Annotated in this window: 26 protein-coding genes; 13 read left to right on the top strand and 13 right to left on the bottom strand. The window is 67.9% G+C overall.

Annotated features, from left to right (window positions below):
- Positions 1-12: 12 nt before the first annotated feature.
- Both E0H50_RS33990 and E0H50_RS33995 read right to left on the bottom strand, forming a co-directional pair.
- A complete protein-coding gene (locus E0H50_RS33990) occupies positions 13-900 on the bottom strand; it encodes an aminoglycoside phosphotransferase family protein (protein WP_131295107.1) in 888 nt (295 codons plus the stop codon).
- 29 nt (positions 901-929) lie between these two features.
- A complete protein-coding gene (locus E0H50_RS33995; protein WP_131295108.1) occupies positions 930-1,964 on the bottom strand; it encodes a hypothetical protein in 1,035 nt (344 codons plus the stop codon).
- A 141-nt stretch (positions 1,965-2,105) separates the two neighbouring features.
- Here E0H50_RS33995 and E0H50_RS34000 point away from each other — a divergent pair, with 141 nt between their 5' ends.
- On the top strand, positions 2,106-2,771 hold the full coding sequence (locus tag E0H50_RS34000; protein WP_131295109.1) for a Type 1 glutamine amidotransferase-like domain-containing protein: 666 nt from the start codon (positions 2,106-2,108) through the stop codon (positions 2,769-2,771).
- Positions 2,772-2,782: 11 nt separating this feature from the next.
- Here E0H50_RS34000 and E0H50_RS34005 read toward each other — a convergent pair whose 3' ends face one another.
- Together E0H50_RS34005 and E0H50_RS34010 are read right to left on the bottom strand one after the other, a co-directional pair.
- Positions 2,783-3,445 (bottom strand): DUF6036 family nucleotidyltransferase, encoded by a 663-nt coding sequence (locus tag E0H50_RS34005; protein WP_131295110.1) that lies wholly within the window; start codon positions 3,443-3,445, stop codon positions 2,783-2,785.
- Positions 3,442-4,023, bottom strand: coding sequence for a helix-turn-helix domain-containing protein (locus tag E0H50_RS34010; RefSeq protein WP_131295111.1), 582 nt, complete (start codon positions 4,021-4,023; stop codon positions 3,442-3,444). Before E0H50_RS34010 ends, E0H50_RS34005 begins: the two co-directional genes overlap by 4 nt.
- Before the next feature lie 97 nt (positions 4,024-4,120).
- Between E0H50_RS34010 and E0H50_RS44570 the strand changes: the two genes are divergently transcribed.
- A complete protein-coding gene (locus E0H50_RS44570; RefSeq protein ID WP_420323269.1) occupies positions 4,121-4,570 on the top strand; it encodes a nucleotidyltransferase domain-containing protein in 450 nt (149 codons plus the stop codon).
- A 21-nt stretch (positions 4,571-4,591) separates the two neighbouring features.
- Here the strand turns inward: E0H50_RS44570 and E0H50_RS34020 are convergent, their stop codons facing one another.
- Positions 4,592-5,026 (bottom strand): VOC family protein, encoded by a 435-nt coding sequence (locus tag E0H50_RS34020; protein WP_131295113.1) that lies wholly within the window; start codon positions 5,024-5,026, stop codon positions 4,592-4,594.
- Positions 5,027-5,097: 71 nt separating this feature from the next.
- On the opposite strand from E0H50_RS34020, the gene E0H50_RS34025 reads away from it, so the two are divergent.
- Together E0H50_RS34025 and E0H50_RS43220 are read left to right on the top strand one after the other, a co-directional pair.
- A complete protein-coding gene (locus E0H50_RS34025; RefSeq protein WP_202868454.1) occupies positions 5,098-5,847 on the top strand; it encodes a phosphotransferase enzyme family protein in 750 nt (249 codons plus the stop codon).
- Between the two features lie 143 nt (positions 5,848-5,990).
- Positions 5,991-6,155 (top strand): hypothetical protein, encoded by a 165-nt coding sequence (locus E0H50_RS43220; RefSeq protein ID WP_165547395.1) that lies wholly within the window; start codon positions 5,991-5,993, stop codon positions 6,153-6,155.
- Here the strand turns inward: E0H50_RS43220 and E0H50_RS34030 are convergent.
- A complete protein-coding gene (locus E0H50_RS34030) occupies positions 6,152-6,550 on the bottom strand; it encodes a cytidine deaminase family protein (RefSeq protein WP_131295115.1) in 399 nt (132 codons plus the stop codon). The genes E0H50_RS43220 and E0H50_RS34030 overlap by 4 nt on opposite strands.
- Before the next feature lie 61 nt (positions 6,551-6,611).
- On the opposite strand from E0H50_RS34030, the gene E0H50_RS34035 reads away from it, so the two are divergent.
- Positions 6,612-7,454, top strand: a complete 843-nt coding sequence (locus tag E0H50_RS34035; protein WP_165547396.1) for an alpha/beta fold hydrolase — start codon at positions 6,612-6,614, stop codon at positions 7,452-7,454.
- On the opposite strand, the gene E0H50_RS34040 is transcribed toward E0H50_RS34035, so the two are convergent.
- The gene (locus tag E0H50_RS34040) at positions 7,442-8,017 is read right to left on the bottom strand and encodes a histidine phosphatase family protein (RefSeq protein ID WP_238151564.1); all 576 of its coding nucleotides are present in this window, start codon (positions 8,015-8,017) and stop codon (positions 7,442-7,444) included. The two genes, E0H50_RS34035 and E0H50_RS34040, sit on opposite strands and share 13 nt — an antisense overlap.
- A 13-nt stretch (positions 8,018-8,030) precedes the next feature.
- Positions 8,031-8,375, bottom strand: a complete 345-nt coding sequence (locus E0H50_RS34045) for a ClpX C4-type zinc finger protein (RefSeq protein WP_131295118.1) — start codon at positions 8,373-8,375, stop codon at positions 8,031-8,033.
- 85 nt (positions 8,376-8,460) lie between these two features.
- On the opposite strand from E0H50_RS34045, the gene E0H50_RS34050 reads away from it, so the two are divergent.
- Genes E0H50_RS34050 through E0H50_RS34060 form a run of 3 tightly spaced genes read left to right on the top strand, consistent with a single transcriptional unit; the run spans position 8,461 to position 9,497 of the window.
- Positions 8,461-8,877 (top strand): hypothetical protein, encoded by a 417-nt coding sequence (locus tag E0H50_RS34050; protein ID WP_202868455.1) that lies wholly within the window; start codon positions 8,461-8,463, stop codon positions 8,875-8,877.
- A gap of 3 nt (positions 8,878-8,880) precedes the next feature.
- Complete coding sequence (locus E0H50_RS34055) at positions 8,881-9,090, top strand: hypothetical protein (protein WP_131295120.1); 210 nt, start codon at positions 8,881-8,883, stop codon at positions 9,088-9,090.
- A 32-nt stretch (positions 9,091-9,122) separates the two neighbouring features.
- Positions 9,123-9,497, top strand: a complete 375-nt coding sequence (locus E0H50_RS34060) for a hypothetical protein (protein WP_131295121.1) — start codon at positions 9,123-9,125, stop codon at positions 9,495-9,497.
- 4 nt (positions 9,498-9,501) lie between these two features.
- Here the strand turns inward: E0H50_RS34060 and E0H50_RS34065 are convergent, their stop codons facing one another.
- A complete protein-coding gene (locus E0H50_RS34065) occupies positions 9,502-10,440 on the bottom strand; it encodes a phosphotransferase (protein ID WP_131295122.1) in 939 nt (312 codons plus the stop codon).
- Between the two features lie 20 nt (positions 10,441-10,460).
- Here E0H50_RS34065 and E0H50_RS34070 point away from each other — a divergent pair, with 20 nt between their 5' ends.
- On the top strand, positions 10,461-11,303 hold the full coding sequence (locus tag E0H50_RS34070) for a DUF72 domain-containing protein (protein WP_131295123.1): 843 nt from the start codon (positions 10,461-10,463) through the stop codon (positions 11,301-11,303).
- A gap of 19 nt (positions 11,304-11,322) precedes the next feature.
- Complete coding sequence (locus tag E0H50_RS34075; RefSeq protein WP_131295124.1) at positions 11,323-11,778, top strand: hypothetical protein; 456 nt, start codon at positions 11,323-11,325, stop codon at positions 11,776-11,778.
- 11 nt (positions 11,779-11,789) lie between these two features.
- On the opposite strand, the gene E0H50_RS44305 is transcribed toward E0H50_RS34075, so the two are convergent.
- From E0H50_RS44305 to E0H50_RS34090, 3 genes are all read right to left on the bottom strand, one after another.
- Positions 11,790-12,293, bottom strand: a complete 504-nt coding sequence (locus tag E0H50_RS44305; RefSeq protein ID WP_131295125.1) for a methylated-DNA--[protein]-cysteine S-methyltransferase — start codon at positions 12,291-12,293, stop codon at positions 11,790-11,792.
- Between the two features lie 36 nt (positions 12,294-12,329).
- Positions 12,330-13,169 (bottom strand): carbon-nitrogen hydrolase family protein, encoded by an 840-nt coding sequence (locus tag E0H50_RS34085; protein ID WP_131295126.1) that lies wholly within the window; start codon positions 13,167-13,169, stop codon positions 12,330-12,332.
- 315 nt (positions 13,170-13,484) lie between these two features.
- Positions 13,485-13,808, bottom strand: coding sequence for a hypothetical protein (locus E0H50_RS34090; RefSeq protein WP_131295127.1), 324 nt, complete (start codon positions 13,806-13,808; stop codon positions 13,485-13,487).
- 92 nt (positions 13,809-13,900) lie between these two features.
- On the opposite strand from E0H50_RS34090, the gene fgd reads away from it, so the two are divergent.
- From fgd to E0H50_RS34105, 3 genes are read left to right on the top strand one after another with little or no spacing between them, the layout of a single operon-like run.
- Positions 13,901-14,905 (top strand): glucose-6-phosphate dehydrogenase (coenzyme-F420), encoded by a 1,005-nt coding sequence (fgd, locus tag E0H50_RS34095; protein ID WP_131295128.1) that lies wholly within the window; start codon positions 13,901-13,903, stop codon positions 14,903-14,905.
- Between the two features lie 10 nt (positions 14,906-14,915).
- The gene (locus E0H50_RS34100) at positions 14,916-15,491 is read left to right on the top strand and encodes a GNAT family N-acetyltransferase (protein ID WP_131295129.1); all 576 of its coding nucleotides are present in this window, start codon (positions 14,916-14,918) and stop codon (positions 15,489-15,491) included.
- A gap of 21 nt (positions 15,492-15,512) precedes the next feature.
- Positions 15,513-15,893, top strand: a complete 381-nt coding sequence (locus tag E0H50_RS34105) for a VOC family protein (RefSeq protein ID WP_131295130.1) — start codon at positions 15,513-15,515, stop codon at positions 15,891-15,893.
- Positions 15,894-15,930: 37 nt separating this feature from the next.
- On the opposite strand, the gene E0H50_RS34110 is transcribed toward E0H50_RS34105, so the two are convergent.
- Entirely contained in the window at positions 15,931-16,695 is a 765-nt protein-coding gene (locus E0H50_RS34110) for an IclR family transcriptional regulator (RefSeq protein WP_131295131.1), read from the bottom strand.
- Positions 16,696-16,728 lie beyond the last annotated feature (33 nt).

Below are 16,728 nucleotides of genomic sequence, written 5' to 3' on the forward strand. Positions count from 1 at the left end.
TATCACCCTGTCTTAGGCCGTGAGGCGGTCGGCTTCGGCGAGGAGCAAACGGCCGAAGGGCTGGAAGTTGATGGTGTAGGCGTAGACGCCGCTGAAGACTCGGTGGATGGTGCCCCATTCCCAGATGGCGGTGGCGTCCACGTCGGTGCGTGCAGCGAGTTTCTCGGTCCGGGTTCGGAGGTCGTCGCCGAGGTCGGGGTTGCAGCGCACGATGGTGCCGAGGTCGCACGCCGGTTCGGCCCGGAGCCCGCCTGGATCGATGAGTTTGTAGCTGCCGTCACTCGCCTGCAGCGCGTTCATCTCGTGCACATCACCGTGGACGAGGACCGCGGACCGGTCATCATGTGCAAGGCGACGATGATTCATGCATTCCAGCGCGTCCGCCACAGTGGCCGGTGAGCACGGTCGGCCCGCCTGCTCCCACAGTTCCGGCAGCCGCTCGGCGTACAGCTCAGCCAACGTCGCGCCGGTTGGAAGGTCGACGTCGGGACTGATCGGACGCCACAGGCGAACCGCCACGTCGCACAGCAAGGTATGGCGGGTCGCGGGGTCGGCCACGATGTCGTACATCGGAGCCCCGAGCCGCTCCAGCAGAAGGGCTCGCCGAGCCAGGTCCTCGCCCAACAGCCTGGCGCATCCCTCGCCGTTGGCCAGGCGCAACGCCATGGCCTCCGGCCCGATGTCCAGGCCTGGCACACCGATCTTGAGGACGGCCGGAGTTCCGTCATCCAGCGTCACCTCGACGACCAGGGCGACGTGACCACCCTCCAGACTGCGCCCGATCGTCAGAGACCACTCCTTGGCCAGCGAGTCGACGATGCCCGGCAGTTCGTCCAGCCAAGCTTCGTTGCCGTCGGCGATGACCGTCTTGCGGACCTGCTCAGGAATGTCGAGGCTCACACCGCCACCCTAGGACGAGCGAACACGGGCTACCCGGCAATTTCCGCGACGGTGGCCAGGTACTGGTGGGGGATCTCGGCGCGGGCCTGCAGCTCGAGCGAATCGGCGTACGGGACGAGGCGCAGCCACGAGACGAGCCTGTGGACGCCGACCAGCGCCTCGGTTGTGGCGAGGTCCTGCCGGAGGACGTACGGGTCCGCGTCCAGGCGATCACGCCATACGGCCAGATAGGCCTCGTACAACGCCTCGCGGTGCGCGTGCGACAACGACGCGCCGGTCCACTCGACGACCGAGTCGAGGAAACCGTGCAGCGAGACGAACGGATGACCCCGGACCGCGTTGCCGAAGTCGAAGAACCGGAGCCGCAGTACGCCGGTTGAACGGTCCGCGAAGATGTTCGCCGGGTACACGTCGTTGATCTCCAGGTCGAGCGGAGCGGCGTTGCTGAGGGACGCGGTTCGGCGATCGAGTACGTCGGCGGCGCGCGCAGCTCGTCTGAGTAGGGCGGGCTCGGGTCGCAGCGGATGGTCGGGCTGTAGTGCCGCCCACTCGTGGACCACGGCACGCACGCGGTCGCCGGCCGTGATGGGCGCCAGCTCGATGATGCCCGGATGCTCGGCGGTGTCGACGCGGCCGAGGAGCGTGCACTGAAGGCGGGCCAGGGCCTGCACGACGGTGCGTCGCGTGGCCTGATCGGCAACGTCCGGACGTGTCAGCGTCGACCCTTGATCGTCGGACAGCATCCGGCTGCGCTCGCGGTCCACTGCGATCGGGACGATCACGTCGTCCGGCGCGAGCTGTGCCAACACCGCGACGAGACCGGCCTCGAACCGATGCCCCGGATTGTTCTCCTTCAACCAGACCAGGCCTTCGACGGTCGGATAGCACCGCACGACAGACCAGAAACGGGCCCGGTAGGTGACCGGTACGCCGCTGATCCGGCGACCGTACTCGGCCAGCCGGCAACGCACCCAGTCGTCCGCGGCCTGCGTCCACTCCGGCGACGTCCAGCGCTGGACCCACTGGCCTCGGGCATCCGGTCCTAGCGGTCTCGCGGGCAGCATCCGGTGACGCTAACGCCCGGCTCCGACAGTTCCGGCGTACATCTGAAGGCGTGCTTCTGGCAGGGTGTCGGATCTGGGACGTGGCGTTCGTAGAACAGATGAACGGCGGCCGGCCGAGGACGCCGAGACAAGGAGTCAGGTATGCGTCTGCTTCTCACCTCCGGAGGAATTACCAACCCGAGCATCAATGACGCGCTCGTCGAGCTGCTGGGTAAGCCGATCTCCGAGGCCAGTGCGCTCTGCATCCCGACGGCCATGTGGGGGCATTCGATGCTCGGGCCTGTCGCGGTGCGCGGCTCCGTCACCGGCGAGCCGCCTTGGCACATGCCGCGCCTGGGTTGGGCGTCCGTCGGCGTACTCGAACTCACCGCGTTGCCCACCATCGGCGAGGAGCGGTGGGTGCCGTGGGTGCGAGAGGCCGACGTACTGCTGGTGGACGGCGGCGACGCGACGTACCTGTGCCACTGGATCCGGGAGTCGGGCCTGTACGACCTCATGCCGTCGCTCCCCGACACAGTCTGGGTGGGGGTGAGCGCCGGCAGCATGGTGATGACACCGCGCATCGGCGACGACTTCGTCTCGTGGGCGGCCGCACCCGACGACCGCACATTGGGCGTCGTGGACTTCTCGATCTACCCGCACCTCGACCACGAGAGCATGCCGAACAACACCCTCGCCAACGCCGAAACCTGGGCCGCCGGCATCGAAGGCCCCTCCTACGCCATCGACGACCAAACCGCGATCCAGGTCACCAACGGCACCACCAAAATCATCTCCGAAGGCCACTGGAAAGCCTTCCCCGCCTAGCCACCGTGCCGCTAGCTCCGCTCGCGGGACGTCGGTCGATCAAGGTGACGTACGGCTGAAGTCTCCGCGCGATCGGTCGGGATCGCGGGAGCGAAGTCGGCCGTGCTGTTCGTCAGCAACCGCTCGGCCCGCACGGCGAGGAGATGGATTTCGCGATCGACGTCATTGCCGTCCAGGATGAATTCGAGCGCATCCTCGTCGGTGTAGTAGCGGCGAATCACCTGTTCGAGGTCGGCGGCCGACGCATCTGCCAGGTCGAGGCGCCTGGCGAGAGCAACGATATCGCTGGCGTCCTTGCGGCGCTGGGCAACCAGCTTGGTCGCCAACAGGAACTCGTCGGTGGCGTACGTAATGTGCAGACCGGGCGCATCGCTGCGTTGCAACGCACCTTCCGGCAAAGGTGGCATCCACGCGCCGGCTCGGGTGTTGAGCCAGTCTTCGGGGAGTCTGTGTTGGCTTGCCATCGCGCGGGCTTCGTCGACCACGGCCTGGTCGCGGGTGATGGCGTCGATATCTTCGGTACGGCGTGGATCGTCGTTCGAGGTGACGGCGATCGCAGCGCCTCCGACGACGAAGATCGATGCGGAGATGCCACGTGCTTTCAGGCGGTTGTCGAGTTCGGAGAGGAGGTCGACGATTTCGCCTGCTCTGAATTCGTTGCGGGCGTCGGTCATGCGGTTGCCAGGTCGCGGGCGGGGATGAAGATGTTGGCTTGAGCCAAGTAGTCGGGGGTTCGCTGGATGATCTCGTCGCGGTCCATGAACGGATGTTCAGGGATCCAGCGCTCGGGGAGTGGATCGACCTTGGTCCAGTCGGGCGGGTCCTCGCCGGCTGCCTCGAATTCGTGCGCTGTCAGGACGGCGAGGAGCGTGTCGAAGCCTGCGTGGCCGGTCGTGCCTGGCGCTGCCTCCCAGGCGGCTTCGGAACCGTCGTGACGACGGAGCAGCAGGCGCAGGTGGTCGCGGCCCTGGAGCAGCATTCGCCACGCCCAGTCTTCGTCGTTCGCCTCGCGGATGGCCGTCGCGGTAGCCGGGGCCGTCATGATCCGATACTCACGCGCCGCGTGCAGGGCATGCGCAATCCGCCCGGCCCGCAGGAAGAACTGCGCCGTCGGCTTGGTCCTTCCTGAGCGGTAAGTGGAGAAGCGGGAAGCGGACGTACCGAGAGCAGTGGCGAACGCAGCCTGAGACAGCCCACTCTCGGCGAGAGCATGGGTCAGTTGCTCGCTGACCGCCTGACTGTCCTTGTCCACGTCAGCACTCCTCGACTCGTTATCTAATCAGATAATAGTCTGGCCGTCTGCCAGGGCCAAGGTCAAGAAGACCGGGTCTGGTGCTTACGGTTCGGGGATGGTTGGGCGGAATGATCTGGAGTTTGTGCGGTACGTCGTTGGGTGGCTTGAGGCGGCTGGGGTTAGGGCCTGGGTGTTCGGGGGATGGGCGGCGGAACTGCTCGGGTTGAGTGCTCCGCGGGCGCATCGGGACGTTGATCTGTTGTATCCGGGTGACGGGTTCGCGGTTGTGGATGAGTTTCTTGGGCGTGACGACGTACAGGAGATTGCCGCGAAGCGGTTCCCGCACAAGCGGGCGTTCGAGGTCGACGGGGTCATGGTCGAGCTGTTCCTGGTGCAGGCCGACGGGGCCGGCTCGTTCACCGACTTCTGGGGTGTTGCGCGGCATGAGTGGCCCGCGGACGTCTTCGAGGTTGAAGCCGACGGCCTTCGAGTGGCCAGCGCGACTGCCGTGAACGGGTATCGGGCAGGGTGGGACGAGCTACAGGCGAAGCTGCAGCGCGGTTAGTTGTCGTACGGCCCTGTCGGCTCAGTCGAGGCAGAACTCGTTGCCTTCGACGTCCTGCATGTTGAGGCAGGACTCGTTGAACTCGTCGGCGAGGAGTAGTTGGCCGCGGACTGCGCCGAGGGGGAGGAGACGGGCGCATTCGGCTTCGAGAGCTGCCAGGCGTTCTTCGCCTCGGAGGCCGGTGCCGACGCGTACGTCTAGGTGTACCCGGTTCTTCACGACCTTGCCTTCGGGGACGCGCTGGAAGAACAGCCGCGGGCCGACACCTGTGGGGTCGACGCACGCGAACGCGGACCCCTGACGGTCGGCCGGCTGCGCGCGGTCGAACTCGTCCCAGCTCGCGAACCCGGGCGGTGGCGGCGGTACGACGTACCCCAGCACCTCGCACCAGAAACGAGCGACGCGCTCAGGATCCGCGCAGTCGAAAGTGACCTGAAACTGCCTGACCGTTGCCATGCGACCACCGTAAAGGTGCGGCGGGCAAATGTCTGTCGAGATAACGCGACCGGGCGGGCATGATGACGGGCGTGGAAGCCGAAGAGGTCCTGACCGGAGGGAACGTCTCGGATCGGGTCGTGCGGGTCGGCGCGACGGTGCGGAAACCCGCGCTCGTTCAGACGGCCGGCGTCGAGGCGGTGCTCACCCATCTCGCCGACTTCGACGGAGCGCCTCGCACGCTGGGGCGGGACGAGGAGGGGCGGCACGTTCTCGAGTACATCCCTGGCGAGCTGGTCGATGTCCCGCCATCGTTCTCGCTGGACGAGTTGGCTCGCGTCGGTCGGATGGTTCGGGAGCTGCATGACGCGATGGAGAGCTTTCAGCCGCCGGCCGGCACGGTGTGGGACGTCGCGGTCCCGGACCCGAGCGGCGGCGACCTGATCTGCCACAACGATCTCGCTCCGTGGAATCTGGTGCGCGACGGTGAACGCTGGGTGTTCATCGACTGGGACAACGCGGGGCCGGCGACGCGGTTGTGGGACCTGGGGTACGTCGCTCACGGGTTCGTACCGTTCACGGCGAGGGGCAGTGTCGAGGTGGATGGGCGGCGGTTGCGTGCGCTCGTGGATGCGTACGGGCTCGATCCGGAGCAGCGGCGGGCGTTCCCGGCGCAGATCGCGGCTCATACGCGGGGCATGTACGACCTATTGGTGCGCGGTCATCAAACGGGCGAGCAGCCCTGGGCCCGGTTGTACGACGAGGGCCACGCTGAGCACTGGGGCCCGACAGCCGAGTACATCGAGGCCCACCACGACGACTGGGTCAAGGCACTCCTGTAGGCGGACCTGCACCACTCACCAACCTCGCTCCCGACCCACCCGCCCCGCGTGCACTTGCACCTCAGGCCACGGTTGGTGAGTGGTGCGCGTCCGCCGTAACGCTCCGTGGGCGTTTGCCGATCTAGCGGGTAGGGGGTGGGGGAATGACTGTGCTGCGAATGTTGCTTGCTGCGTTCTTCGTTCTCGCCGGGCTGGGAGGCACGGTCTCGGCCGTTCGCCGGGGCAACCTGTACGACCTCGTCGCAGCCGTGGCGCTCTTCGCGATCGCCGTCGCACTCTGGCCGCGGCAAGACCGGAGCAGCGCTTAGTCGACGGGTGACGGCCAGTCGGTTTCGGGGAGGAGGGTGCGGAGGGGCGTTGTGCGGCGCCTGCCCAGGATGACCTCGGTGTCGAGGTTCGACGGGTCGATCTGGCGGATGAACTCTCGGCAGCGGCCGCACGGTGCCAGTACGTGCAGCGGGCCGTTGTCGCGCCACACGGCGACGATCTTCGCGATCTTGTACTCGCGTGCGGTCACCATCGCGGCGATGGCGGCGTGCTCGGCGCAGAAGCCCGTACCGGAAGCAGTGTCGATGCACACCCCGACGTACACGTTGCCGGCCTCAGTGAGCAGTGCCGACGCCACGTCGCCGAAGAGCCGATCGTCGACGTGATACGGATGCAGCACGGCGGCGGCCGCATCGATGAGTTCGTCGTTGATCATCCCGGAACCTAGCAACGCTCGCCCAGCTGAAACCACCGGATTTGCGTGTGAGACTGCGGTGATGATGGTGCTCAACGGGGTACGGCACTGGGTGCGCGTGGTCGGTGATCCACGGGCGGGTACGCCGATCGTCGTCGTGCACGGCGGACCCGGCGGGTACATCTACGACTTCGAGCGGTTGACGGGACCGGCGCTCGAGCAGCTCGGCCCGGTTGTGTACTACGAACAACGTGGATCAGGCCGCAGCGATCCCGCCGAGAGGTACGCCGTACCGCTGCTGGTCGACGATCTGGAACAGCTGCGGCGCCATCTCGGCCTACCGCGGATCACGCTGCTCGGCATCTCGTTCGGCGGGGACCTCGCGGCCGAGTACACCGTCGCGCACCCGGATCGCGTCGACCGGCTGATCCTCCAGGGCACTGCGCTGGCCGGCCCGCTCACCCCGTCGCCGTGGGGAGCCGGGTTCGAGGCGGTCGCCGCGAGCGACGAGATGCGGGCCGCGATTCGTACTGCGGTTGCGGACGAGGGGCCGGGTGCCGTTTGGGACGTCGTCGACCGGCCGACCGTCGATCGTTTCCTGTTCCACCAGCCCGCGGCTGCCAGGCGGGTCCGCGAACTGTGGGCGGAGAGCGGCCTGATCAACACCGGCGAGATGGCGGCCGCGCTGGCGAAGGAGCCTCCGCGATCGGTGCCGCTCGTCGACGAGCTCGCCGCGCTCGACGTACCGGTCCTGGTGCTGATCGGTTTCTGGGATCGCAACGCCGGCGTCGACGCGTGCCGCGATCTGGCCACCCGCCTGCCGGGCGCGCGACTCCGCGTCTTCGACGAGAGCGCACACTTTCCGAACGTCGAGGAGCCCGAGCGGTACGTCGCCGAGATCGCGGCGTTCCTTCACACGGACTGACGCGGCAGGAACGGTTCAGCAGGACCGGGCGGTACGGCGTCCTGGAGGTTGAGCTCGTGGACGCCACAGAACTCGACGCGGCGGGCATCCGTGAGTGCTTCGATCACCATGCTGTGGCACACGGCAACGAACGGTTCGGCGTCGACGGCGGCCTGGCGGCGGAGCGCTCCGAGTGCGCGTCGGCGTACCGAGGACTTTGGCTCCCACATCCGCGTCTCGCCCGGCGGCCACTCGCCGCCGTGGCGGTGGAAATCCTCGGTCGCCGCGATCGCCTCCGCCGAACGCCACGAGAGCGTCGCGTCCGGAAGCCACTCGCGAAGATCGAACTCGACCGCCGTCAACGGGAGCCGGGTCTCCGCCGCGATCAGGCTCGCGGTCTGCATCGCTCTCGTCATCGGCGAGGCGACGATGCGCCGCGCCCCGCAGTCGCGCAGCCGTCGCCCGGCCGCCTTCGCCTGCTCGACACCCCGCGCGGACAACGGCGAGAGATCGCGCGCCGGGCCCCACCAGCCCTCCGCGTTCAGCTGACTGCCGTCGACCTCGCCGTGCCGAACGAGCAACACCCGAGTCAATCGCCTACTCCTCGCCCGAGAAGCGTTCCCAGGCGGACTGCCGGCTGATGCCGAGGGCCTCGCCGATCCGGGCCCAGGTCACCGAGCGGGAGCGCAGGCGCAGTACCCGATCCTGTACGGCGGCCTCGACCTGCCCGCGCGACTTGTCGAGCCGCACCATGTCCGCCAGCAGCTCCTCGTCGCTCTTCCCGTCCAGCGGCGGGAACGACGGGATCGGCTGCTCGTTGATGACCCGCACCGACAGGTCCACGCACTCGTTGCAGATGAACACCCCCGGCCCCGCGATCAGCTGCTGGATCTCGTCCTTGGTCTTCCCGCAGAACGAACACCGCAACACGTTGTCCGGCATCCCAATCCTCCTGTCTGTCAGGGTTTCCCTGACATGCTTGTCAGGCTAGACCTGACAATGCGACGGGTCAAGGAGAATCTGCGGGGTGGATGTGTTCGTGCGGTATCAGAGTCCGGTGCCGGATCGGCCCGGGCGGCGGATCGGGATCTTCGGGTTGGTGAACATGCTCGGGAACCGGGGGTATCTGAGTGCGGAGGAGGAACGGTTCCGGCGTACGACGAACGACTGGTACGACGCGACGTACACGAACCCGGCGACCGTCGACCCGACCGTCTACGCGGACAATCCGTTGGCGGCCGCGTGGTTCAAGCCGTCGGCAGCACACTTGATGGACCCGATCCCCGGCTACCTGGCGATCCTCGCGACCCACAACGTCCCCTGCGAACGCTACGAGTCGCCCACACCAGGCCGAGTGCTCTACGAGGACGAGCACCAGGTAGTCGTCATTCCCCAAGAGGACCCCAACTTCACCTCGATGCTGTGGCTACGTTGTCGGGTATGACGGATGACTGGGAGAGTGTTCGTGCAGGACAGCGGTGAGCACGCCGGACGTGTACCGGGTGACCGCGTGGCGGAGTTCCACGAGCGGTTGCTGAGTCTCGTCGGGGAGTACTTCGCTCCCGACAAGGTCGATCGCGCCGCAACCCCGAAGTACGGCTTCCGCTGGGTCCTCACCCCCGTCGACCTGCACCCCTTGGACGACGCGGTGGGGTGAAGTGGGCTGGTGGATCACTTACCGTGATCCTCATGGCGTTTGGTGCGAAGGGGAGCAAGGGGGAGTCGTTCCTTGCGGTGGTGGTGGGTGGCGGGGCGGCGTTCGGGTTGGTGGTGCTGACGTCGCGGGCGTGGAAGGCATGTCAGGTGGACGTCACCGGCAGTGTGCCGAACGGGCTGACGCTGCTGTTCCTCGGCGTACCGATCGCCCTGATCGTCAACCTCGTCCTGTTCAACGTCGTCTTCCGGTACGCCGGGAAGGCGTTCCTGTTCTCGCTGATCGCCGCCGCTGTCGCGATCACGATCGCCGACCTCGCGCTGTTCTCCTGGCAAGGCACGCCGGCCACCGCACCCGGCACCTGCCCCGGCAACGTCCCGCCGTGGTGGCCGACCTGGATCCCGACCTGACCTGTCAGAGCAACCGGAGCAAAGCGGCAGCGCGTTCGGGGTCGCCGATGTGCGCGGCCGTCGGGAACAGACGGGCCCACGAGCCGGCGCGAGTCAGCTGACTGAGCCGGCGGGCGAGCTCGGCCGCGCGCCGGAGCTCGGCCACGCTGTGCCCTGTCCATCCCTCGAGGTACGCGTCCTCCAGCCGAGCGACCACCTCCCGACCATGCTCCTCCGCGACCCGCTCGAGCGCGACCAGCAGACTGCAGAACGGATGCCCGACGTTGGCATCCCCCCAATCGAAGAACGTGTACCGCCCGCTCCCCGCCACCAGGATCTGCCCGTCGTGCAGATCGGCGTGATCCAGCGAATCCGGTACGCCGATCGCGGCCAGTTCCTCGCACCACGCGACCAATCGCGGCCGGAACAGCCGCAGCCGTTCACGATCCGCTGCATCCAGCGTCTCGTTCCCGGCGACGGCCTCGTCGAACACAGCCGGCAGTCCGCCGACCCGAGCATCCGGTACGCCGAGACGCAGCAACTCCTCGGCCCGCGGTACGAGTGCCCGCTGCAGGTCGGCGTACTGCGTCAACGCGTCCTCCCACTCGCGCGGCCCCGCCCCCAGGCCGCGGAGCACCGGCCCGCCGGATGGCAGCAGCGACCACCCGCGCGGGGCGTCGACGGCGTACGGCGTGAGGACGTGCTCGGGGGTCCATCGGGACAACGCCTCGCCCAGTCCGGCCTCGAACGCGCTTCCGGGCGAAGCCGCCTTGAACCACACCGGGTCCACCGCCTCGACCCGGACCAGCACCGACCACGGCCGGACCCGAATCTGCCGCGGTCCGGTCTCGCGGACGCCGAGCGCGTCGAGTCGCGCATCCAGCCAACCGAGCGCCGCCGTACGCCACGACGGATCCTCCCAGGGCGTCAACGCGTCCGGATACGCGCCGCGGTTGATGTCCATGCCGGGACCATAATCGAGGGATGACGCGCTGGCCGGACTCCCCGTACCGAGTAGGGATCTCGGGCTGGCGCTACCCGCCGTGGCGGAAGGTCTACTACCCCGACGGGCTGCCGCAGCGCGCCGAACTCGAGTACGCCTCGTCCCGGTTGAACTCGATCGAGCTCAACGGCTCGTTCTACGCCCTGCAACGCCCGGAGTCGTACCAGCGCTGGTACGCCGAGACGCCCGACGGGTTCGTCTTCTCGGTCAAGGGGCCGCGGTTCGTCACGCACCTCAAGCGGCTGGCCGACGTGGACGCGCCGCTGGCGAACTTCTTCGCGTCCGGAGTGCTTGCACTAGGCAACAAACTCGGGCCGGTGCTCTGGCAGCTGCCGCCGAACTTCCGCTACGACGCGGAGCGCTGCGCGGACTTCTTCGCCCAGTTGCCGCGGACCACGGCGGACGCGGCCGAGCACGCCAAGCGTCACGATGAACGGATGGAGGGTCGCGCGCTGCTCGAGGCCGCTGTCGACGGGCCGCTCCGGTACGCGATCGAAGTACGGCACGACAGCTTCAAGACGAAGGAATTCGTCGAGCTCTGCCGGGAGCACGACATCGCGGTGGTCTGTGCGGACACCGCGGGCAAGTGGCCGATGTTCGACGACGTCACGGCCGGCTTCGCGTACGTCCGGCTGCACGGCGCCGAGGAGCTGTACGTCAGCGGGTACGACGACAAGTCGCTCGACCGCTGGGCGCGGAAGATCCGCTCCTGGAAGTGCTCGACCTACGTGTACTTCGACAACGACGCGAAGGTGCACGCGCCGTACGACGCCGAGCGGCTGGCCGACCGCCTCGGGATCAGTTCGGCCGCCGACGAAGTATGACGGCCTTAGCGTCGGCCGTATGACACAGAACCCCGGAGAGCTCGTCGAGCAGGCCGTCGAGCGTTGCCTCAAGCTGGTCGTGACCTGGCCTGCCTGGGACGGCGTACCGCGGACGTCCGACGACGACCGCATCTTCACACCGCACAAGGCGGTTCGCCGGATCGCCGACCACCTGATCGATCACCTGGCCGAGGTCGAGGCGCTGCTGGCCGGCGTACCGACGCAGCCCGACGAGTGGCAGGCGAGTGCGCTGACGAATGCTGCGGACCTCGCGCCGTTCACCGAAGCGGACGTCCGCGAGGCCGAGCAGCGACTGCATCGCCTCGGACGGACCTTCGCGCTGCGGTACGCCGCCCTCGACCCGGCCGAATGGGACAAGGATCGCGCCCCCAACTGGACGCTCCGCCAGATCGCCGAACACCTCACCGAACTCGACTGGTACGCGGCACAGGTGGGCGAGTTACAACTGAACTAGTTGCACTGTAACTAGAACAATCGAGCGCCGACCGGCTCCTCCAGGTCGAGCAGGAACTGCTTGCGCTTGAGCCCGCCCGCGTACCCGGTCAGTGACCCGTTCTTGCCGATCACCCGGTGGCACGGGACGACGATCGACAACGGGTTCTGCCCGACCGCCTTCCCCACCGCCTGCGCCGCGTGGACCGGTTCGCCGAGCCGCGCCGCGATCTCGCCGTACGTCGTCGTCTCGCCGTACGGGATCTCCTCGAGCACCGACCAGACCCGGCGCTGGAACGCATCGCCCTCCAGCCGGGTCGGCAGGTCGAACGAGACCCGCGAGCCGTCGAAGTACTCCTCCAACTGCTCGACGACGACCGCGATGAGCGGGTCGGACGCCTCGACCCGCTCACCCAGCGTCTCCGCCGTCGGCTGCACCCAGTGGTGCGGGAAGTAGACGCCGACCAGCACGTCCTCCTCCGACACCACCACCGCAAGCTCCCCGATCCGGGTGCTGACCACCGCATGCCTGTTCATACAGACAGAACGCGCCGGCACCCGAACCTGTGAGGGCTACGAACCGATGCGCTCCCGCGTCCGCCGCCGGAACTCGCGACCGATCTGTGTCGTCTCGTGGTGATGCACCTCGGCGACCACCACCGCCGGAGAGCCGTCGATCGGGGCCTGCGCGACCCACTCACCACGTGGGTCGACGACACCCGACGCCAGCCCGTCGTCGGGGTTCGCCGGCACGGCGAGGCTGATCCAGGACGTGTTGTTCACCGCGCACCCGCGCGCCTGCACCGCGATGTGCTCATGTCCCGACACGCGGTGCGTCGCGTACGACACCAGTACGCCGTCGGCGCCGAGCTCGTCGTACTCGACGAACAGCTCCGGGAACAGCACGTCCAGCCCGAGCGCGAGCCCGAACCGGAAGCCGTCCACGTCGAACGTCACCGGCTGCTTCCCCGGCGTGTACATCCACTTGACCTTGGTCGTCGACAGCGTGCGCTCGTCGTAGCGGGCGACAACCTTTCCCTGGTCGGACACGACGTACATGCTGTTGTACGGGCGTCCCTCCGGCTGCTGGTGCACCGACGGGATCACGACCCAGATCCCCAGCTCCCGCGCGAGTGCGTTGATCTGGTCGAGTTCGGACTGCAACACCGACCACTGCGCCTTGGTCCAGTCGGAGGCGCCCACCTCGTCCGGGCCGAGCGACGACATGATCCGCTTGCTCGGCCAGCAGATCGCGCCCTCGGTGAAATGCACCAGGCGGGCGCCGGCCGCGGCCGCCTGCCTGATGAAGTCGCGGAGTTCGGCGCCGCCCGCGCGCAGCTCGTCGGCGTTTGTCGGGTCGTGGCGCATCGACGACTGGACGACCGCGAACCGCAGTGTGGTTTGTTCCGGCATGTCTGGTTCTCCTTGTGGAGTCGGACGGAAGTGCCGGAGGGCAGTGGTGTAGGACTCGCCGGTTTTCGCGGCGCGGGCTCGGACCCGTTGCTTGAAGTTCCTGTGCGCTGTCATCTGGCCTTCCACGCACTCGCACGCGATCCCCCAGCGATCCCGTCGAGGCGAATGACCAGGACGAGCGGCCCGAGACAGGAAGTCCCTTTGCCTTCTCGGATGTGACCGCGCTGGGGCCGGTCGACGAAGGTGAGGCGCGGGCCGCGCCGGGACCCATATCCTCTCCGAGCCCCGCGGCCGGAGTCAATCAGGCTCTCCGGGTCAGCGCAGATGGACGTCGTCGGCCGCGTCCATCGCGACCCCGACCAGTTCGGGACTGAGGTCGACGACAGTGTTCCCGTCGGCGTCGACCTGCCCGCGTTTGGCGATCGTGAGACCGATCAGTGCGAGCGTGCCGGCCCGTTGGCGACGTACCCGATCTTCCGGACGCTCCAGCTCCGGTACGGCGTCCTCGGCGTCCCGCTGCCACGCGGCGACAGCCCGCTCGGCGAGCGCGGCCGGCACCGTGACGCGGATCGCCGGCAGCTGCGCCGCGCGGAACGTCGTACCGATCAGACCGAGCACCCGTGCTTCGCTTGCGTTCACGATTCTGGATGCTAGCGACCTCGGGCGGCATAAAGTCGGACCCGGGCGCGGTTGTCTTCCGGAGTACGCGCAGACGACGTTGGGAGCAGAGGGTGAGCATTCGGGTCGGGTACAAGGCTTCGGCGGAGCAGTTCGGGCCGCGGGATCTGGTGGAGTACTCCGTTCGGGCCGAGGAGCTCGGGCTCGACAGTGTGACCGTTTCGGACCACTTCCTGCCGTGGCGGCACGAGGGCGGCCACGCGCCGTTCGCGCTCGCCTGGCTGGCGGCGGTCGGCGAGCGGACCAACCGGGTGCTGCTCGGTACGTCGGTGCTGACGCCGACGTTCCGGTACAACCCGGCGGTGATCGCGCAGGCGTTCGCGACGCTCGGCGAGCTGTACCCCGGGCGCGTCATGCTCGGTGTCGGCACCGGCGAGGCGCTGAACGAGATCGCGGTGTCGGGGCGCGAGTGGCCCGAGTTCAAGGAGCGGTTCGCGCGGCTGCGGGAGGCCGTCCAGCTGATCCGCGACCTGTGGACGAAGGACGGCGTCAGCTCCGAGGGGCCGTTCTACAAGACCGTGGACGCGTTCATCTACGACCGTCCGGAGACCCCGCTGAAGGTGTACGTCGCCGCGGGCGGACCGCTCGTGGCGAAGTACGCCGGTCGCGTGGGTGACGGATTCATCGCGACGTCTGGGAAGGGCATGGAGCTCTACACGGACAAGCTGATCCCCGCGGTGAAGGAGGGCGCCGAGAAGGCCGGGAAGAAGTTCGAGGACATCGACCGGATGCTCGAGGTCAAGGTGTCGTACGACCGCGACCCGGAGCAGGCGCTGGAGAACACCCGGTTCTGGGCGCCGTTGTCGCTCACTCCGGAGCAGAAGCACAGCGTCACCAGCGCGACCGAGATGGAACGGCTCGCCGACGAGCTGCCGATCGAGCAGGTCGCGAAACGGTGGATCGTGGCGTCCGACCCCGACGAGGTCGTGAAGCAGTTCCAGCCGTACCTCGACGCCGGCTTCAACCACTTCGTCGTCCACGGTCCGGGGAACGACCAGGAGCGCTTCCTCACCCAGTTCACCGAGGATGTCCTTCCGCTGCTGCGCAAACTGGGCTGACAATCTCTCCGTGGCCGAATACGAGATCGTTCAGGAAGGCGACCCGCGGTGCGCCGAGCTGGAAGCAGCCGGGTACCGCGTGGTCGCCGAGTCCTGGGCGGTGCGGCTGTTCAACCCCGACCGTGAACTGCTGGAGGCCGCCGTACGCCGGGTGACCGCCGGCGGACTCACGCTCCGCGAACTCGGCGCCGAGTCGGCCAAGGACCTGTACGCGCTGGAGAAGACGAACGAGTCGGACTACCCGTACACCCCCGCGACGCACCACGTCGTCGGGGAACTCGCCGACGTCGCCCGGCTGTGGCCGGAGAACCGGGTCTTCGGCGCCTTCGACGGCAACCGCCTGGTCGGCGCAACGGTGATGCGCGAACGCGACGGCTTCGGCGACACCGCCTTCACCTCCGTCCTCGTCACCCACCGCCGCCGCGGCGTCGCCCAGGCCGTCAAAGCCGCCTCCATCCTCGCCTTCCTCGACATCGGCATCACCCGCTTCAGCACCGGCGGAGCCGCCGCCAACCAAGCCAGCCTCCAGGCCAACCAGTCCCTTGGGTACGAGCTCACGGAGCAGTGGCGCACGTACGCGCCGTAAGAGACGTCGTACGGTCGGGGTATGCGGACGCCTCAGCGGTATATGCGTGGTGAGTTGGTCGTGGTGGTTGATGTGGGGGATTTGGAGCGGGCGGCTGCGTTCTGGGGCGGGGTGCTCGGGTATGAGCGTGTGGGTGAGCCGGGCGTGTATCTGAGTCTCGTGCCGGCTGACGGGGTTGGCGTCGAGGTGCTGCTGCAGAAGGTGGATGATCGGAAGCACGGTAAGAACCGGGTTCATCTGGACCTGCGGACGGCCGACTTGGACGCCGAGGTCGCTCGAGTCGAGGCATTGGGCGCCAGCCGGTTGACCGAGGAGCCGGTGGTTGAGGCGGGGTGGGTGTGGCACGTGCTGGCTGATCCGGACGGGAACGAGTTCTGCGTTCTGCAGCCGCCGTCTCGCTAGCGAGCGCTGTGACCGGACAACCGTCAGCGGCCGCTGATCACACCCTGAGGTCTTCAGACAGGGACTTGGCGGCGTGGGTCAGGAGGGGGATGGCTTGTTCTACGAGGGATTCGGTCATGCGGCCGGCGGGGCCGGAGATGGAGATGGCTAAGGGGGTGGGGGCGTCGGGGACGGCTACGGCGACGCAGCGGACGCCGACTTCCTGTTCGCCTTCGTCGGTGGCGTAGCCGGCGTCGGAGGCGTGGCGGAGTTGGGTGGTGAAGGCGTCGGGGGTGACGATCGTGTTGTCGGTGTGTTTCGGCATGCCGGTGCGGTGCAGGAGGTCGCGGACCTCGGACTCGGGGAACTGGGCGAGGATCGCCTTGCCGACCGCGGTGCAGTGTGGGAGGACGCGGCGGCCGACTTCGGTGAACATGCGCATCGAGTGCCGCGACTGGACCTGCGCGAGGTACACGATCTGGTCGCCGTCGAGCATCGCCATGTTGGCGGACTCGCCGAGTTCGTCGACGAGCCGGGCGAGGTGCGGCCGGGCGAACACACTCAGCATGTGCGACGAACTCTCCCCGAGCCGGATCAGTTTCGGTCCGAGCACGTACTGCCGCGACGGCTCTTGACGCAGGTAGCCGAGGTCGACCAGGGTGCGAACCAGCCGGTGGATCGTCGGCAGCGGCAGGCCGGAGGCGGCGGCCAGCTGGGACAGGCCCATCATCCCGCCCGCGTCGGCCATCGTCTCGAGCAGCCCGAAGGCCCGCTCGATGGACTGCACGCTGCCGGTGCGTCCTTTGCCGTTCGGCTCCGTCATGACAACCACCTTTCCGGATCACGGAAGTTTAGC

It is taken from the genome of Kribbella sindirgiensis (genome assembly GCF_004331435.1).
In the GTDB taxonomy this organism is placed as follows: Bacteria; Actinomycetota; Actinomycetes; order Propionibacteriales; family Kribbellaceae; genus Kribbella; species Kribbella sindirgiensis.

What these genes read in the sequence shown, in the direction of transcription:
- E0H50_RS33995 (WP_131295108.1), bottom strand. Translation starts at nt 1,964, where the DNA reads ATGCTGCCCGCGAGACCGCTAGGACCGGATGCCCGAGGCCAGTGGGTC.
- E0H50_RS34060 (WP_131295121.1), top strand. Translation starts at nt 9,123, where the DNA reads ATGGCGTTTGGTGCGAAGGGGAGCAAGGGGGAGTCGTTCCTTGCGGTG.
- E0H50_RS34070 (WP_131295123.1), top strand. Translation starts at nt 10,461, where the DNA reads ATGACGCGCTGGCCGGACTCCCCGTACCGAGTAGGGATCTCGGGCTGG.
- E0H50_RS34075 (WP_131295124.1), top strand. Translation starts at nt 11,323, where the DNA reads ATGACACAGAACCCCGGAGAGCTCGTCGAGCAGGCCGTCGAGCGTTGC.
- E0H50_RS34000 (WP_131295109.1), top strand. Translation starts at nt 2,106, where the DNA reads ATGCGTCTGCTTCTCACCTCCGGAGGAATTACCAACCCGAGCATCAAT.
- E0H50_RS34020 (WP_131295113.1), bottom strand. Translation starts at nt 5,026, where the DNA reads ATGGCAACGGTCAGGCAGTTTCAGGTCACTTTCGACTGCGCGGATCCT.
- E0H50_RS34065 (WP_131295122.1), bottom strand. Translation starts at nt 10,440, where the DNA reads ATGGACATCAACCGCGGCGCGTATCCGGACGCGTTGACGCCCTGGGAG.
- E0H50_RS43220 (WP_165547395.1), top strand. Translation starts at nt 5,991, where the DNA reads ATGACTGTGCTGCGAATGTTGCTTGCTGCGTTCTTCGTTCTCGCCGGG.
- E0H50_RS44305 (WP_131295125.1), bottom strand. Translation starts at nt 12,293, where the DNA reads ATGAACAGGCATGCGGTGGTCAGCACCCGGATCGGGGAGCTTGCGGTG.
- E0H50_RS34005 (WP_131295110.1), bottom strand. Translation starts at nt 3,445, where the DNA reads ATGACCGACGCCCGCAACGAATTCAGAGCAGGCGAAATCGTCGACCTC.
- E0H50_RS34105 (WP_131295130.1), top strand. Translation starts at nt 15,513, where the DNA reads ATGCGGACGCCTCAGCGGTATATGCGTGGTGAGTTGGTCGTGGTGGTT.
- E0H50_RS44570 (WP_420323269.1), top strand. Translation starts at nt 4,121, where the DNA reads ATGGTTGGGCGGAATGATCTGGAGTTTGTGCGGTACGTCGTTGGGTGG.
- E0H50_RS34030 (WP_131295115.1), bottom strand. Translation starts at nt 6,550, where the DNA reads ATGATCAACGACGAACTCATCGATGCGGCCGCCGCCGTGCTGCATCCG.
- E0H50_RS34055 (WP_131295120.1), top strand. Translation starts at nt 8,881, where the DNA reads ATGACTGGGAGAGTGTTCGTGCAGGACAGCGGTGAGCACGCCGGACGT.
- E0H50_RS34110 (WP_131295131.1), bottom strand. Translation starts at nt 16,695, where the DNA reads ATGACGGAGCCGAACGGCAAAGGACGCACCGGCAGCGTGCAGTCCATC.
- E0H50_RS34085 (WP_131295126.1), bottom strand. Translation starts at nt 13,169, where the DNA reads ATGCCGGAACAAACCACACTGCGGTTCGCGGTCGTCCAGTCGTCGATG.
- E0H50_RS34045 (WP_131295118.1), bottom strand. Translation starts at nt 8,375, where the DNA reads ATGCCGGACAACGTGTTGCGGTGTTCGTTCTGCGGGAAGACCAAGGAC.
- E0H50_RS34035 (WP_165547396.1), top strand. Translation starts at nt 6,612, where the DNA reads ATGATGGTGCTCAACGGGGTACGGCACTGGGTGCGCGTGGTCGGTGAT.